This is a genomic window from Paraburkholderia sp. WS6 (assembly GCF_030464835.1).
Taxonomy (GTDB): domain Bacteria; phylum Pseudomonadota; class Gammaproteobacteria; order Burkholderiales; family Burkholderiaceae; genus Paraburkholderia; species Paraburkholderia madseniana.
This window is the reverse complement of the sequence record NZ_JALQCK010000037.1, coordinates 1-13306: the sequence shown is the minus strand read 5'-3', so window position 1 is coordinate 13306 and position 13306 is coordinate 1. Positions and strand designations below refer to the sequence as shown.

Here is a 13306-nt window from a genome sequence, read left to right as displayed (position 1 = left end):
GATTCGCGAGGGATTCGAACCATGCTTGAAATCAGTAGTCTGCAAGTCGAAGTCGACGGCAAGAAAATTCTGCGAGGTATCGATCTGAGCGTGAAGGCTGGCGAGGTGCACGCGATCATGGGCCCGAACGGTTCGGGAAAGAGCACGCTTGCCCACACGCTGGCCGGGCGCGAGGACTGTGTCGTTACCGGCGGCGAGGTTGTGTATCTCGACCGCGATCTGCTGGCGCTCGCGCCTGAAGAGCGTGCGCACGAAGGACTGTTTCTCGCGTTCCAGTATCCCGTTGAGATACCCGGTGTGAGCAACGTTTATCTGCTGAAGGCGGCGTTGAACGCGCAGCGCCGGCATCGTGGCGAGCCGGAACTCGACGCGATGGAGTTTCTGCAACTGGTCAAGGACAGAATGACGCTGATGCAGATGGACGAGAGCCTCTTGTATCGCGCAGTGAACGAAGGCTTTTCCGGCGGAGAGAAGAAGCGCAATGAGATCCTGCAGATGGCGGTGCTTCAGCCCCGGCTTGCCATTCTCGACGAAACGGATTCCGGACTCGACATCGATGCATTGCAGATCGTCGCGCAGGGCGTCAACAGTATGCGCAGTCCCGAACGGGCGATCGTGCTGGTCACGCACTATCAGCGACTGCTGGATTACGTCGTACCGGATCGCGTGCATGTGCTGGCGAACGGCCGGATCGTGAAGTCGGGGTCGCGTGAACTCGCCCTGGAGCTGGAACGCAAGGGCTATGGCTGGATCGAGGGTGAGGCTGTGCAATCAGGCAGTGCAGCGAGCGCGGGGCATCCATGAAAAACGAATCTCTCGACCACTTCCACCAGGCTTTTGGGCAACTCGCGATGACGTTGCCAGGCGCTGAGTTGCGGTGGCTGCGTGCCGCGCGCCGAAGCGCCTTCGACCAGTTCAACGCGCTCGGCTTGCCAACCACGCGGCACGAGGACTGGAAGTACACGAACGTGTCGGTGATCGGCAAGCGGCCCTGGCATTTCGCGCCGCAACACACCGGCCGCACCGACGATAGCGACGTGCCACGCAGTGTCGATGAACTCGTGCTGGACCCTGCAGGTCATCGACTGGTATTCGTCAACGGTCGCCATGCGCCGAGTCTGTCGAAACTGATCGGTTTGCCACATGATGTGTTTGTCGGCTCGCTCACGCGGGCGTTGAGAGAAATACCACAACGACTGCAAGCGGCGATCACCTCACAGACGTTTGCTGACGGTTTCGCCGCGCTCAACACGGCATTTCTGACGGATGGATTTGCCGTCGTGCTACCTCCCGGCGAGGTCATCGATCAACCGCTGCACATGCTGTTCCTGACCGACGAAGCCGGTCTTGCGGTGCAGCCGTTCAACGTCGTGCTTGCCGGAGCACGCTCGGGCTGCGTGATCGTCGAGCACTTTGTAGGGCTGGGCCACGACGCGTACTGGACCAATGCGGTTACCCGCATCGTCGTAGACGAACAGGCGGATGTGCAGCACTACCGGTTGCAGCAGGAAGGCTCGAAGGCGTTTCATATCGCGTCGGTCGCTGCTGCGCAGCAACGCGCCAGCTGTTTTACCTCGCATGTGTTCGCTTTCGGCGGCGCGTTGTCGCGCACGGGCATTGACACGAGCCTGAACGCCGCGAACGCGCAAGCCACATTGAACGGTCTCTATTTCGTTGGCGGCCGGCAGCACGTCGATCACCACACGCGCATCGATCACGCAGAGCCGCATGGCACGAGTCGCGAATACTACCGTGGCGTGCTCGACGGCGCCGCGCGCGGCGTGTTCAACGGGCGCGTCATCGTGCATCGCGATGCGCAGAAAACGGACACGCATCAGGCGAATCACAACCTGCTGCTGTCACGCGACGCGGAAATCGACACGAAACCACAACTCGAGATCTACGCCGACGATGTGAAATGCACACACGGCGCAACGGTCGGTCAACTGGACGAGAACCAGTTGTTCTATCTGCGGGCGCGGGGCCTCGAAGAACGCATGGCGCGGGCGCTGCTGACATACGCATTTGCACGTGACATTGTCGAACGTGTGCGCATCGATTCGCTGCGCGCTCGGCTCGAAAGCCTGCTGCTCGCGTGCACCCCGGAAGGCGAGCGCATCAGGGAGTTGCTATGAAACCGATCGAGCAGATGCAGACTCCAGATCCACGCAATGTCGAGCACTGGCGAGCCGATTTTCCGATTCTGGGCGAGCGCGTACATGGCCGGCCATTGGTCTATCTCGACAATGGCGCCACTACGCAAAAGCCTGCCTCGGTCATCTACGCGGAAAACGCTTATTACCGGCATAGCAACGCCAACGTGCACCGCGGCGTGCATCTGCTGTCGCAGCGCGCGACCGATGCATTTGAAGCAGCACGCGCGAAGATTGCACGCTTCATCAATGCGCAGCGGCCGGAGGAGATCGTGTTCGTACGTGGCACGACCGAAGCAATCAATCTCATCGCCCAGAGCTACGCGCGCCCACAGCTCAAGCCCGGCGACGAAATCCTGATCAGCGCGATGGAGCACCATTCGAACATTGTGCCGTGGCAGCTGGTTTGCGAGCAGACTGGCGCGGCGCTGAAAGTGGTGCCGATCGACGATACGGGTGCGCTCGATGCCGACGTGTACGAGCGCTTGTTGAACGAACGTACGCGGCTGGTCGCGATGACGCATCTGGCTAACGCGCTTGGCAGCATCAATCCGGTGGAGCGCATTGTTGCAGCGGCGCACGCGAAGGGCGTACCGGTGCTGCTGGATGGCGCACAGGCGATCTCGCATCTGCCGGTCGACGTCCGCGCGCTCGATTGTGAGTTCTACGCATTTTCGGGACATAAGGTGTACGGGCCGACTGGCATCGGCGTGCTGTACGCCAAGGCCGCGCTGCTTGAAGCGATGCCGCCGTGGCAGGGCGGCGGCGACATGATCCGTTCGGTGACGTTCGAGAAAACGGAATACAACGCAATTCCGTGGAAGTTCGAAGCGGGCACGCCGAACATTGCCGGCGCGATTGCGCTGGGCGCGGCGCTCGACTATGTCGACCGCATCGGCATGGAAGTCATCGCCGCGCACGAGGCCGACCTGCTCGCTTACGCCACGGATGCATTGCGGGGGATTCCGGGCCTGCGTCTCATCGGTACCGCACGCGACAAGGCGAGCATCCTGTCATTCGTGCTCGACGGCGTGCATGCGCACGATGTCGGTACGATTCTCGATCATCACGGCGTCGCCGTGCGGGCGGGCCATCACTGCGCGATGCCGGTGATGCAGCGGTTCGGCGTACCGGCGACAGTGCGCGCGTCACTTGCCCTCTACAACACGCACGAGGATATCGACGTCCTGATCGAAGGTCTCGGCAGGGTCAGGGAGGTATTTGGCTCATGAGTGATCTGCGCGATCTGTATCAGGAAGTCATCTTCGACCACTACCGGCGGCCGCGTAACTGTCATGGACTGTCCGACGCCAATCACAAGGCCGAGGGCTACAACCCGTTATGCGGCGACCGGATTACGCTGTATCTTCGAATCGAAGATGGCGTCGTCAAGGACGCAAGTTTCGAAGGCGTGGGCTGTGCGATTGCGACGGCGTCCGCGTCGCTGATGACCGAGGCGCTGAAAGGCAAAACGGAAGCGGAGGCCGAGGCGCTGTTCGGACGTTTTCACGACATGGTGACAACACCGGCTGCGGGGCAGACGACAGCCGCGCCGGATTTGGGCAAGCTGGCGGTGCTGTCCGGCGTGCGTGAATTTCCCGAGCGCGTGAAGTGCGCGACGCTCGCGTGGCATACGCTGCATGCTGCGCTGCACGACGGGGATCGCCCCGTTTCGACAGAGTGAGGCAGACGATGGACCCATTCAACTGGCTGAAGCGCGCTGAGGCCGCACAACCTGGCTGCGGCGCAGCAACTGAACGTCTGGAAGAACGCGTGATCGACGCGCTGCACACCGTGTTCGACCCGGAGATTCCGGTCAACATCTACGACCTGGGGCTTGTCTACAGTCTCGACGTGGACGAAGCCGAAGGCCGTGTCGAGGTCCGCATGACGTTGACCGCACCCGGCTGCCCGGTCGCGCAGACCTTTCCGGCGACGGTGGAGGATGCGGTGTTCTCGGTGAGCGGTGTGAACGATGTACACGTCGCACTGGTGTGGGACCCGCCGTGGTCACGAGAGCGGATGTCGGACGCGGCACGCCTGCAATTGGGGATGCTGTGATATGTCCGCTTGGGTCGATGTCGCCGCGATCGAGGATTTCCCGGCCGGGGCTGTTCGCAGCGTCGAGGTCGATGGCGCGCACGTTGCCGTGTTCAACGTCGACGGCACCTGTTATGCAATCGAGGATATCTGCCCGCACGACGGCGGTATCCTGACGGGCGGTGTGGTGGAGGGCGACGTGGTCGTCTGCCCGCGCCATGGTGCGCGGTTTTGCATCAGGACGGGGAAGGTGTTGGCGCCGCCGGCTTATGAGGATGTGGTGGTGTTTCCGGTGCGGATCGAGACGGGCGTCGTTCAGGTGCGTGACGAGCGTTGGGATTGAAATGAGGTCAAGAGGAGGGGCTTGTCGTCTTGCTGGACGAACACTTGAGGCGGGGTCAGGCAGCACACATCCGCGGATGGCTAACGGAGCTGCCCGTTTAACGGCAATAGGCATCAGTTGACGTTCGCCGGCCCCGACGGGTTGAGTCCAATCCCTCGTATCCGTTACTCTGGCGAAGACTTGCCTCTCGCGATCGGCTCTCGTTATGAATCTGGATTTTAGACAGGCCGTACCCGGAGACTCGGAATGGCTATTTGACACGTACCGGCGAACGATGAAGGATTTCGTTACCTCGGCGTTTGGCTGGAACGAGGCCCTACAACAAGCGGGATTCGCAAAAAGCCTTCGTCAAGGCACTTGCCAATTAATTACCTGCGAAGGTGACCAGTGCGGATTTGTGCACTCGGACGTAGAACCAGATCTCCTGTGGCTGAGGATGCTCTGTATCGTACCAGAGATGCGAAGCAAATCGATCGGCAGTCAAGCACTCGCCAAGGTCATATCGTTGTGCAGCGTTCTAGAAAAAACCCTGTACCTGAACGTCTTGGTATCCAACCGAACTGCTCACGACTGGTACAGGAGAATCGGTTTTGTCGATATCGAAAACGACGGCAAGGTTTCTACTTTGGTGCTGCCTCCCTCGTCACCACCGGCCCTTATGAAGCGGGATGTGTAGCCTTCCAGGCACCATGTCCACCGGCGGGCAGCCAGGTTCGACGTTCGAACGTCGGCACCGCGCAGACACCGGTAGTGGTAAGTTGATACGACTGGTCTATCTTCTGAAGCGCCACGGCCTCTTCGAGGTTCGAAACGAGGATGCGGCCGATTCCCGCATTTAGGGCAGCCGGATTTACAGCAAGTGAGCGAAGCAAACCGGCTTTGCCATTTGCCTCGAGCCCGACGCACCCAGTAACCACGTGTCCATCGCTTTCGAAAATGAAGAAGGCGATGTCGTCGTCTCAGATATGTCGGATGCGGGTAGGCCGGCTTTCGTTAGCAAATCTCTTATTGCACCGGTTTCTTCAACGTGCGCTGAACCAATAGCCATGGTGTTGGTACCCCCTTTTTTAGCCGTCAACCGTTGGTTACGGGATGGGGGCGATGCCAGCCCATCGACCTCTCAAAGCGCACAACAACTAGCGCGGAAGCGTTATAGAGCGAGCCCCGTGGGACGAGTTTCGCAACAGCGAATGCTCATGCCGCGGAATTGCCGCTCGCGCCGTTATTGCATGCTACGATTCCTTGGGAAGTAGAAGGGAGATCGTGGTGGAAGATGAGGTCTACGCAACTCACACGCATGTGGCGCGAGTTCGCGTGATGCAGACTGTGACGGGCTCTTATCGCGGATTCGTGCATCTGCGACGAGTGGGAGCTGAACCTGAGTCGAACGATCCACACGAAACTGAACAGGAATTCGCGCGTGAGGATCAGGCGCGAGATGCAGCGCGCGCTCTTGCCAGCAAGTTGCTTAAAGAGCACGAGTTCTGAATTACGGCGTCGCCTCTCCGAACCTCGACAACCGGCGAAGCGTCGAAAACGGCGCCGGAGACAGCCATGTGGACTTGCCGAAACTGCAGTACGCGGTTCGCCTTCGATGGGTTGAGCCCCAAATCGACGAGGAAGGACTTGTTTTTTCTTGCGACTGCGACGACCGGAACAAGCCGGTGGACATAGGTCGAGACGCGGCGTGGTGCCTACAGCTTTTCCAGCGCGACGGCGAGTAGCGTACGCCCGCGGAGACGGTCATGAAGTTCGACTACAAGGAGTTCCACATCGACGCGTCGCCTCTTGATGAGGGCGGCCACCACTACGCCCGCGCCAAGATCCACCGGCGCGGCCCGAAGGGTGGCGATGCCGTTGAAGTGAAGTATTCAGGCGACCTCGGCGACTATCCCTCCGACGCAGACGCTATCGAGGCGTCGCAGCGCTGGGTGATCCAGTGGTGCGACGAGAACTCGGCATAGGTCGAGCGATTTGACTCCTCGAAAAGGATCCTTGGAGGCAGTTATGCAGCCTTGCAATGCCTGTGTCGAATTGGTTGGAAAAGCCATCCAGCGTTCCCCCGCATGGCGATCTTGCGGCTTCCGGCGTTAGTGCAATCGGGCCGCCGAGCCACATGACGAAAATCAGCAGCAACTGGAATTGCACGGTCTGCGGAAGCTGGCTGTACCAAAATACACCTGCTGGCACCCCTCCTAACGAGTGGGTGATGGGCGAGCATCAGCTAGCTTGAGCCGAGAAGGCGTGACAAGCGGTGCTTCGAAAAACACGATGGAGAGTGGCATGCTGCGACGCAACGAGCTATATAGGGAATGTAAGCTGGACGTCGCAGTCGATGGTGACGCACTTACCGGGTTCTATATCGCCGCGCAGACGATACAGCTCGCGGCGATCGGTGGCGCACGCAACGTTCCGATGCCAATTGCTCGATTCCGTGACGCGTCGGCTGGTTTCGCAGACGGTTCAATCGGCTTCGCCCTGCGGTTGACGAACACGAAGGCAAGCCAGGCTAGTCTTGCACATTGGTTCACGAAACCCTGCGGGAAGACACGCGCCACACGGGAACCGTTGGCTACAACGTGCAGGCTGCAGTTGACGTGAAACGATTGGCTCATGTCTGACCGGAAGCCGCCGCTCACGAGTCGTTTCTGAACGGCTCAATCACGCCCTCAGCCGGCCGCAAGAGACGGCTGGCTTTTACTACTCGTCACCCGAGAAAGCGACGTTCTCTTTGACACTGATTTCTGTTCCTTGCGAATAGTCACCTGAGTGCACTGCGAGGACCTCCAGTGTGCCAGTTCAGTCGCCATGCTAAACATCGTGACGCGTTCTTGCCGCCCGCGCCTTGCCGCCACCGGAACCTCTCATCGCGCAAACGGTCTATATCAGGATATCGCCCTTATTTTTGGGGGATCTCAAATGGCTGTCACGCAATCAGGAGCGATGCCCCTCTCGGATCAGGACGCCCGGCGCCAGTTGCGCCGCGCCGTCATCGCCAGCACGATTGGCACTACGATCGAATGGTATGACTTCTTCCTCTACAGTACGGTCACCGGCCTGGTTTTCGCGAAGCTGTATTTTCCTGGCTCGGACCCACTCGTCGGCACACTGCAGGCTTTTCTGATCTACGCCGTCGGCTTTATAGCGAGGCCGGTTGGTGCGGCCATTTTCGGCCATTACGGCGATCGCATCGGACGCAAGGCTACGCTGATCGTGACGCTATTGCTGATGGGAATCGCCACGTTTGCAGTGGCCTTTGTTCCGACCTATGCGACGATCGGCATCTGGGGCGCCGTCGCGCTCACGGTGCTGCGCTTCATCCAGGGGGTGGGCGTCGGCGGCGAATGGGGTGGCTCGGTCTTGATGTCGATGGAATGGGCGCGCACCAACGCGCATCGCGGCTTTGTCGCCTCCTGGCCGCAGTTCGGGGTGCCGGCGGGACTGTTCCTGGCCAACCTGGCAGTGCTGGCCATGAGTCAGATCTCCGGAAGCGGTTTCCTCACGTGGGGCTGGCGCGTACCTTTCTTCCTCAGTATCGTACTGGTCGCAATCGGCCTCTACATCCGCTTGAATATTCTCGAGACGCCGATCTTCGCGCGGCTCCTGGCTGAACGCAAGATCGAGAAGACGCCGATGCTCGAGGTGTTGCGCCGCCAGCCGAAAGACATCCTCCTCTCTGCCTTTGCGCGCATGGCCGAACAGGCACCTTTCTATATTTTCACGGCCTTCGTCTTCACCTATGGCGTCACAACACTGGGCGTGTCACGCAACCTGTTGCTGACGGCGGTGCTGGCGGCTTCCGTGCTGGAATTCGGCACCATCCCGCTCTTTGGCCATGTATCCGATCTGATCGGGCGGCGGCGGATGTATATGATTGGTGCCGCCGTCGTCGGCGTATTCGGCTTCCTCTATTTTGCAATGGTCGACACCAGGGATCCGATGTGGATCTTCGCGGCCATCGTGCTCTCGCTGGTACCGCATTCGATGATGTACGGTCCCCAAGCCGCTTTGATCGCCGAATCCTTCACAGGGCGACTGCGTTATAGCGGGGCGTCCATGGGCTACCAGTTGGCTTCGGTCATTGCGGGCGGGCCTGCGCCGCTGATTGCGACCGCGCTCTTCGCTTACTACCATTCGGGCTATGCGATCGCCGGCTATGTCCTCGTGTGCGCGGTGCTCAGCCTGATCGCCGCTTCGCGGCTGGGTGACTACACGAACAAGGACATCTCGCAGGAATACGACGATGCACGGACGATGGGCGATAGCGGACACGCCACCCCAGCCGCATGATTAATCAGCTTGCCGCGGCTTCCGTCAATACGCCGAGGTAAGTGGGGCAGGCCGTTGTCGACCATCTCCAACCGTTCGCGTGCACGCCAAGGAAGACCCTCAAACTTCGAATTCAGTCCTGACAGCGAACGTTCGGCTACCGATCTCAGGGGTCGCGCCATTGATCGAAGTGGACGTTCGTACTTCTCTGAGCATAACCTGCCACGGCGCTGTCACGTTGAAGTGTTCGCGACGCATTAGCGGAGAGGACGCGCTTTTGCTCAGAAAGCGGACGGACCTTGGGTGATCTCAGTGAAACGATGCCAGGCGGCGAAGCGTGCCGCGAGCTGTTTGCGATAGAGCGAGGCGCGTAGCAGGTGTCGCTTGAGCGCGAAGTGCTGCCGGATCGGACCGAGGCTCGATAGGAAAGCCTGCGTGCGTTCAGGAACGCGGAAGCCACGCATGCGTCGCTCGCGTTCGCGCGTCGGCTGATGACTGTTTTCGGCCCGGTTATTGACCCGCGCGCTGGCTTTAACGAAGACGTGCCTGACGTGAACCAATTCGGGAATCTCGGCTTTCGCCGCCGGATAGCTGCGCAGTTGATCGGTCACGATCTTACGCGGTGCCTCAGCGCACGAGGCAAGCGCGCGCTTGAAAAACCGCTTCGCTGCAGCTTTGTCGCGGCGCTTCTGTAGCAGGATATCGAGTTCGGCGCCGTGTTGATCGACGGCGCGCCACAACAGGTAAGGCTCGCCGCGCAACGTCACAAACACTTCGTCAAGGTGCCATGTGGTGCCGGGCTTGCGACGCGTCGCTTTCACACGGTGTGCGAAGCACGCACCGAACTTATCGCACCAGCGTCGGACCGTTTCGTAACTGACGATAACCCCGCGCTCGAACAACAGTTCTTCGATATCACGCAGGCTGAGCTGAAACCTGAAATACCAACGCACCGTGCAACTGATGACCGCCGCCGGAAAGCGATGACCGTGGTAAAGCGATTTTGCATTTTTCATCACGCGATCTTACTCGACCATCTCGGCAACGTGCCAGTGCCTGGCGGCGATATAAAGCGGGTGCTTCGGGCTGCCATCCTTGTTCAGGCCGAGGTGGTACAGCTTGTTGCGTATGCCCGTGATCCGAATGATGTGCATCAGGTCCGCGGCGCGCGGCTCGGCCGCCGGGTGCGCGCCCCATGCGCAGATCACCATCGACGCACGGTCGATCGCGTCGAGCACGGCGCCGTCGGCTGTCCCAATAGGCCCGAGCGGATCCGGATGGGTTAACAGTTCGGCGGGGTCGGTCGCACGCAGCGGGTACAAATTCGCCACTTCAAGCCGCCCGTACCTGCCTGCGATCGCGCGCGACATGCAGCACGTGATCGTCGGGTCGTCAGACAAATGGTCGGCCGTCGACGGGTTCAGCATCAGAAACGCCAGCTTGGCTTGCTGCGGTCCCACTCGCGCCACAGGCGGTACCGGTACGTGCCACAGTCGCTGATGTGCGCACCGCGCTCGCCAGCGAGGTCAGTCTCGGTCAGGTATTGCATGCTACGATTCCTCGAAAATCACCAAGGGGCGAAAATGACGACAAAATTCGGCCAGCCATACAAAGGACATACCTTTGCCGTCGAGGCCCGAGAGCTTCAGCCTTCCGGCGGAAATTTCATACCGGTGATGTTCCTCTACGCCCATGGCAGGTGGGGTGAGATCAACATCGGCGCAAGTGTGTTGTTCAACTCGCCGAACGAAGCAATTGCCCATGGAGAGAAGGCAGCGCGCGCCTATATCGACGAGCTCGTGGATAAAGCAGGTCAAAAGGGGTGATTTCACGATTCAACCTTTCGAAACTCGACCACCCACACCCAAGGGTTCTCATCCCAGCCATAGCCGTGCGCGGCGTTGAGGCTGTCCCACAGTTCATGGAAGGCGTCGCATGGGTCGGTCCAGTTGTTCGGGTGCGGCTCATAGCGGAATGCGTGGTATCCATACTCGCCGTCGCCGTGATGGATGCGGCAAATGCCTTCTTTCAGCGCATCGCTTTCGAAGGCCGTCTGGCCTTCCATGGCTTGCAGCCGCTCGACGCGCACGCCGGTCACTTCAAGCGTGATGCGCGAAAGAGAGCGCGGCATGTGAATGGACGGCTTCCAGGTGATTGCTTCGGCCGGTGGCAGATTCTCGTATTTGCCGAGTACTGCGTCCGGATAATCCGCGCGATAGAACGTCGGACCTGGATCAAGTGTCGTCGGCTGCGCCCGCGTCTCGCGCACATACAGCCGATCGCCTTTCGCGCCGTACGGATTCGCGAGCTCACGGCCATGCCCGTCTTCGAGTCCGCTGGAACAGAAAGGCGACACACGGACGCCGGCGGCAGGCTGCGGCTTCACGATGCGCCGTGTCTGCGTTTTGCTGCCGTCTAGCAGCGCGCACCATTGCGCCCCTGAAAAGGATTGGGCGTTCCTTCATGCTAGGATTCCTCTGGTCATCGGGAGGCGTACATGACAACGCACGTGTTTCATGAGTTCCCGCAGGACGAACAAGAAGATGTGACAGCGGCTGCGGCTGCTGAAGGGTTCGACATCGGCGAATTCACGATCACTGACGAAGAGTTGTATCCCCCTCGCAAAACTGTCGGGCCGATTCGCCGACAAGTCACAGTGACTCGGTTGATCAACAACACAAGCAAGGTCTACGACGCCGGCCGTGGCACTGTTTGGACGGTCGAATTCGAGCAGGATTTGGCCTCCGGCGCATTCGGTCCGTGATAAGCCCAGTCTCATACGGTCGCCTCCGGATATTCGTCATGCGTGCGGCCGTCGCGCAGCGCGCGCACCATTACGCCGGTGAAAGGGATAGGGCGTTCCTTCATGCTACGATCGCTCCAGAAATAGGGAGAACGTCATGACTCCGCGCACGAAGTACTTGCACTTTTGGTATGAGATCTCGACCACTTCGGCAGACCCGAATGGTTCGAAATGGCAGGGTGAACTGCGGCTCGGGAAAGACTTGGCGGACGGAAGGCAGGAGCTTATTTTGGACGGGCGCCTGGTACCGGGCTACTTCGATACTGAGGCTCAGGCTCGGGACGCTGCCGATGCGTATGCGCGCGTATATATCGATCAGCTCTGACCGCGATCCGTCGAAAAGCATCACGCGTTCCGTCATAGCTGCTTCGTACGGATTGCAGGGCCGCAGGTTCATATTCGCTCCTACGTCGAGCTTGTTGGTGGGGGCGGTCATGCTAGGATTCCCCCAAAATCACAAGCGAGACGGACATGGACGAAGAAATCGAAAAGGTTGTCGTCGCGTTCGAAAAGATGTTCGACCTTGAAGCCTTCCGGCACGACCACGAACGGCACGCCGTCGTTGAGCGGGCTCTTATGCGGACCTGCGAGAGCGATACCTGCGGTGAGAATGGCTGAGGCGTCTTTTTCGCCATGGAATTCGTTGAACATGGTTTATCCGGTGTGAGATTGAAAGTGAGATTAGGCGAGCAGTCGAATTAGCCGTGTGCGGCCGAGCTGGAATCGGCAAGCGAGGTGCCGGGCAATTTGGTCTGCCGCTCGCTGTGACGCGACAGGTTGTTTTCAACAGTCGGGAAGAACACCTCCGCCGACTCTTTTTCCTTCGGCAGCGTCGCAACGACCTTGCCTGTCACTTCCAGCGCGTCTTGCACCTTCGCGAACGGTTTCACCTCGACGGTGATCGTGATCTTTCCGGCTTTGCCGGTGTCGCGGACCATCGCAACAAGCGTGTTCAATTCGTTGGTAGCTTCCTCGACGACGGCGCCACCGCGTAGTTCCATCAAGGTTTGTGTGAAGGCCTTCTTCATTGGTTGACTCCGTTTTGTGAAGGACTGCGGGTTAATCCCAGAGATGCGGGTAGGACGCATCCGATTCGTGTTCAAACTCGCGGTGAGCCGCCGGCACACGAAACTGCGCAGCTTGCTCGGAACGCTTCGCGCTTCGATTGATGCCTCCGACGATCAGGCCAAAGCCCGCTCCAACCCACAGCCAGAAAAGGAGTACTAAACAGATATCAAGGCCTGTGTACATGGGTGAGCCTTTACGGGATCAGGTGTTAGGGATTGATGCGCGAACGTGATCCGTGTCGGCGTCATCCCATTTCTGAGCGATACTCAAGACCAGAACAATAGCGATGAAGGCAGCGAACATGCGCAGGCAGAATTTGAGATCGCGCATTACCAGGCTCCGAAGAGACGGCACTGGGACCAGTCCACGGCCGGAGTAACAGAACGCGGCAAGCAGCTCGGCGTGATCCAGAAAGAAGGCGAGGTCTTCATGCGCTTCAAGGCGCGGGTCGTCAAAGCGGCGGGCCCGGGCGAATGGATGGAAGAGATGCTGCGCGACGCCGTGCGCTTCGGCGATGAGCAGTACGGGCTTTGTCACGTTGCGAAGGTGGTCGCGTAGAATCGGGAGATGAATAATTCTAGATCGCTCTATCACGGTCATCGCTTTCCGGCGGTGGTGATCAGTTGTGCC

21 protein-coding genes are annotated in these 13306 nt (G+C 59.7%); 14 read left to right on the top strand and 7 right to left on the bottom strand.

Features of this window, described 5'->3' with window-relative positions; genetic code table 11:
* Window positions 1-21 precede the first annotated feature (21 nt).
* The 7 genes from sufC to M0D64_RS32815 all read left to right on the top strand — a co-directional run bounded on the left by sufC (window position 22) and on the right by M0D64_RS32815 (window position 5212).
* Window positions 22-804 (top strand): Fe-S cluster assembly ATPase SufC, encoded by a 783-nt coding sequence (gene sufC / locus M0D64_RS32845; RefSeq protein WP_266260879.1) that lies wholly within the window; start codon window positions 22-24, stop codon window positions 802-804.
* Window positions 801-2135 carry a Fe-S cluster assembly protein SufD gene (gene sufD, locus M0D64_RS32840; protein WP_266260878.1) on the top strand — a complete coding sequence of 445 codons (1335 nt, stop codon included), beginning with the start codon at window positions 801-803 and terminating at the stop codon, window positions 2133-2135. Before sufC ends, sufD begins: the two co-directional genes overlap by 4 nt.
* Window positions 2132-3385: a cysteine desulfurase gene (locus M0D64_RS32835; protein WP_266260877.1), complete on the top strand. Its 1254-nt coding sequence runs from the start codon at window positions 2132-2134 to the stop codon at window positions 3383-3385. Before sufD ends, M0D64_RS32835 begins: the two co-directional genes overlap by 4 nt.
* On the top strand, window positions 3382-3837 hold the full coding sequence (gene sufU, locus M0D64_RS32830; protein WP_266260876.1) for a Fe-S cluster assembly sulfur transfer protein SufU: 456 nt from the start codon (window positions 3382-3384) through the stop codon (window positions 3835-3837). The genes M0D64_RS32835 and sufU overlap by 4 nt, the downstream gene beginning before the upstream one ends.
* 8 nt (window positions 3838-3845) lie before the next feature.
* Window positions 3846-4214: an SUF system Fe-S cluster assembly protein gene (locus M0D64_RS32825; RefSeq protein ID WP_266260875.1), complete on the top strand. Its 369-nt coding sequence runs from the start codon at window positions 3846-3848 to the stop codon at window positions 4212-4214.
* Window position 4215: 1 nt separating this feature from the next.
* Window positions 4216-4536 (top strand): non-heme iron oxygenase ferredoxin subunit, encoded by a 321-nt coding sequence (locus M0D64_RS32820; protein ID WP_266260874.1) that lies wholly within the window; start codon window positions 4216-4218, stop codon window positions 4534-4536.
* 274 nt (window positions 4537-4810) lie between these two features.
* On the top strand, window positions 4811-5212 hold the full coding sequence (locus tag M0D64_RS32815; RefSeq protein ID WP_266260873.1) for a GNAT family N-acetyltransferase: 402 nt from the start codon (window positions 4811-4813) through the stop codon (window positions 5210-5212).
* Here M0D64_RS32815 and M0D64_RS44960 read toward each other — a convergent pair.
* Window positions 5193-5474, bottom strand: coding sequence for a GNAT family N-acetyltransferase (locus tag M0D64_RS44960; protein WP_367619676.1), 282 nt, complete (start codon window positions 5472-5474; stop codon window positions 5193-5195). The two genes, M0D64_RS32815 and M0D64_RS44960, sit on opposite strands and share 20 nt — an antisense overlap.
* Before the next feature lie 328 nt (window positions 5475-5802).
* Between M0D64_RS44960 and M0D64_RS32810 the strand changes: the two genes are divergently transcribed.
* The 3 genes from M0D64_RS32810 to M0D64_RS32800 all read left to right on the top strand — a co-directional run bounded on the left by M0D64_RS32810 (window position 5803) and on the right by M0D64_RS32800 (window position 8826).
* Window positions 5803-6024, top strand: a complete 222-nt coding sequence (locus tag M0D64_RS32810) for a hypothetical protein (protein WP_266260872.1) — start codon at window positions 5803-5805, stop codon at window positions 6022-6024.
* Between the two features lie 257 nt (window positions 6025-6281).
* The gene (locus M0D64_RS32805) at window positions 6282-6500 is read left to right on the top strand and encodes a hypothetical protein (RefSeq protein WP_266260871.1); all 219 of its coding nucleotides are present in this window, start codon (window positions 6282-6284) and stop codon (window positions 6498-6500) included.
* Between the two features lie 955 nt (window positions 6501-7455).
* On the top strand, window positions 7456-8826 hold the full coding sequence (locus M0D64_RS32800) for an MFS transporter (RefSeq protein ID WP_171929075.1): 1371 nt from the start codon (window positions 7456-7458) through the stop codon (window positions 8824-8826).
* Between the two features lie 260 nt (window positions 8827-9086).
* Here the strand turns inward: M0D64_RS32800 and M0D64_RS32795 are convergent, their stop codons facing one another.
* The 3 genes from M0D64_RS32795 to M0D64_RS32785 are packed head-to-tail and all read right to left on the bottom strand — an operon-like array spanning window position 9087 to window position 10354.
* The gene (locus tag M0D64_RS32795; RefSeq protein ID WP_266260870.1) at window positions 9087-9824 is read right to left on the bottom strand and encodes an IS6 family transposase; all 738 of its coding nucleotides are present in this window, start codon (window positions 9822-9824) and stop codon (window positions 9087-9089) included.
* A 6-nt stretch (window positions 9825-9830) separates the two neighbouring features.
* Complete coding sequence (locus M0D64_RS32790) at window positions 9831-10232, bottom strand: DUF1643 domain-containing protein (RefSeq protein ID WP_266260869.1); 402 nt, start codon at window positions 10230-10232, stop codon at window positions 9831-9833.
* The gene (locus tag M0D64_RS32785) at window positions 10232-10354 is read right to left on the bottom strand and encodes a hypothetical protein (RefSeq protein WP_266260868.1); all 123 of its coding nucleotides are present in this window, start codon (window positions 10352-10354) and stop codon (window positions 10232-10234) included. The genes M0D64_RS32790 and M0D64_RS32785 overlap by 1 nt, the downstream gene beginning before the upstream one ends.
* A gap of 34 nt (window positions 10355-10388) precedes the next feature.
* Between M0D64_RS32785 and M0D64_RS32780 the strand changes: the two genes are divergently transcribed.
* A complete protein-coding gene (locus M0D64_RS32780) occupies window positions 10389-10631 on the top strand; it encodes a hypothetical protein (RefSeq protein ID WP_266260867.1) in 243 nt (80 codons plus the stop codon).
* Window positions 10632-10633: 2 nt separating this feature from the next.
* On the opposite strand, the gene M0D64_RS32775 is transcribed toward M0D64_RS32780, so the two are convergent.
* Window positions 10634-11191, bottom strand: coding sequence for a hypothetical protein (locus M0D64_RS32775; RefSeq protein WP_266260866.1), 558 nt, complete (start codon window positions 11189-11191; stop codon window positions 10634-10636).
* Window positions 11192-11302: 111 nt separating this feature from the next.
* On the opposite strand from M0D64_RS32775, the gene M0D64_RS32770 reads away from it, so the two are divergent.
* Window positions 11303-11569: a hypothetical protein gene (locus M0D64_RS32770; protein ID WP_266260865.1), complete on the top strand. Its 267-nt coding sequence runs from the start codon at window positions 11303-11305 to the stop codon at window positions 11567-11569.
* A 136-nt stretch (window positions 11570-11705) separates the two neighbouring features.
* Window positions 11706-11933, top strand: coding sequence for a hypothetical protein (locus M0D64_RS32765; protein ID WP_266260864.1), 228 nt, complete (start codon window positions 11706-11708; stop codon window positions 11931-11933).
* A gap of 107 nt (window positions 11934-12040) precedes the next feature.
* Here the strand turns inward: M0D64_RS32765 and M0D64_RS32760 are convergent, their stop codons facing one another.
* Window positions 12041-12259, bottom strand: coding sequence for a hypothetical protein (locus tag M0D64_RS32760; RefSeq protein ID WP_266260863.1), 219 nt, complete (start codon window positions 12257-12259; stop codon window positions 12041-12043).
* A gap of 47 nt (window positions 12260-12306) precedes the next feature.
* Window positions 12307-12636 carry a hypothetical protein gene (locus tag M0D64_RS32755; RefSeq protein ID WP_266260862.1) on the bottom strand — a complete coding sequence of 110 codons (330 nt, stop codon included), beginning with the start codon at window positions 12634-12636 and terminating at the stop codon, window positions 12307-12309.
* Between the two features lie 268 nt (window positions 12637-12904).
* Here M0D64_RS32755 and M0D64_RS32750 point away from each other — a divergent pair, with 268 nt between their 5' ends.
* On the top strand, window positions 12905-13234 hold the full coding sequence (locus tag M0D64_RS32750) for a hypothetical protein (protein ID WP_266260861.1): 330 nt from the start codon (window positions 12905-12907) through the stop codon (window positions 13232-13234).
* The last annotated feature ends 72 nt before the right edge of the window (window positions 13235-13306 follow it).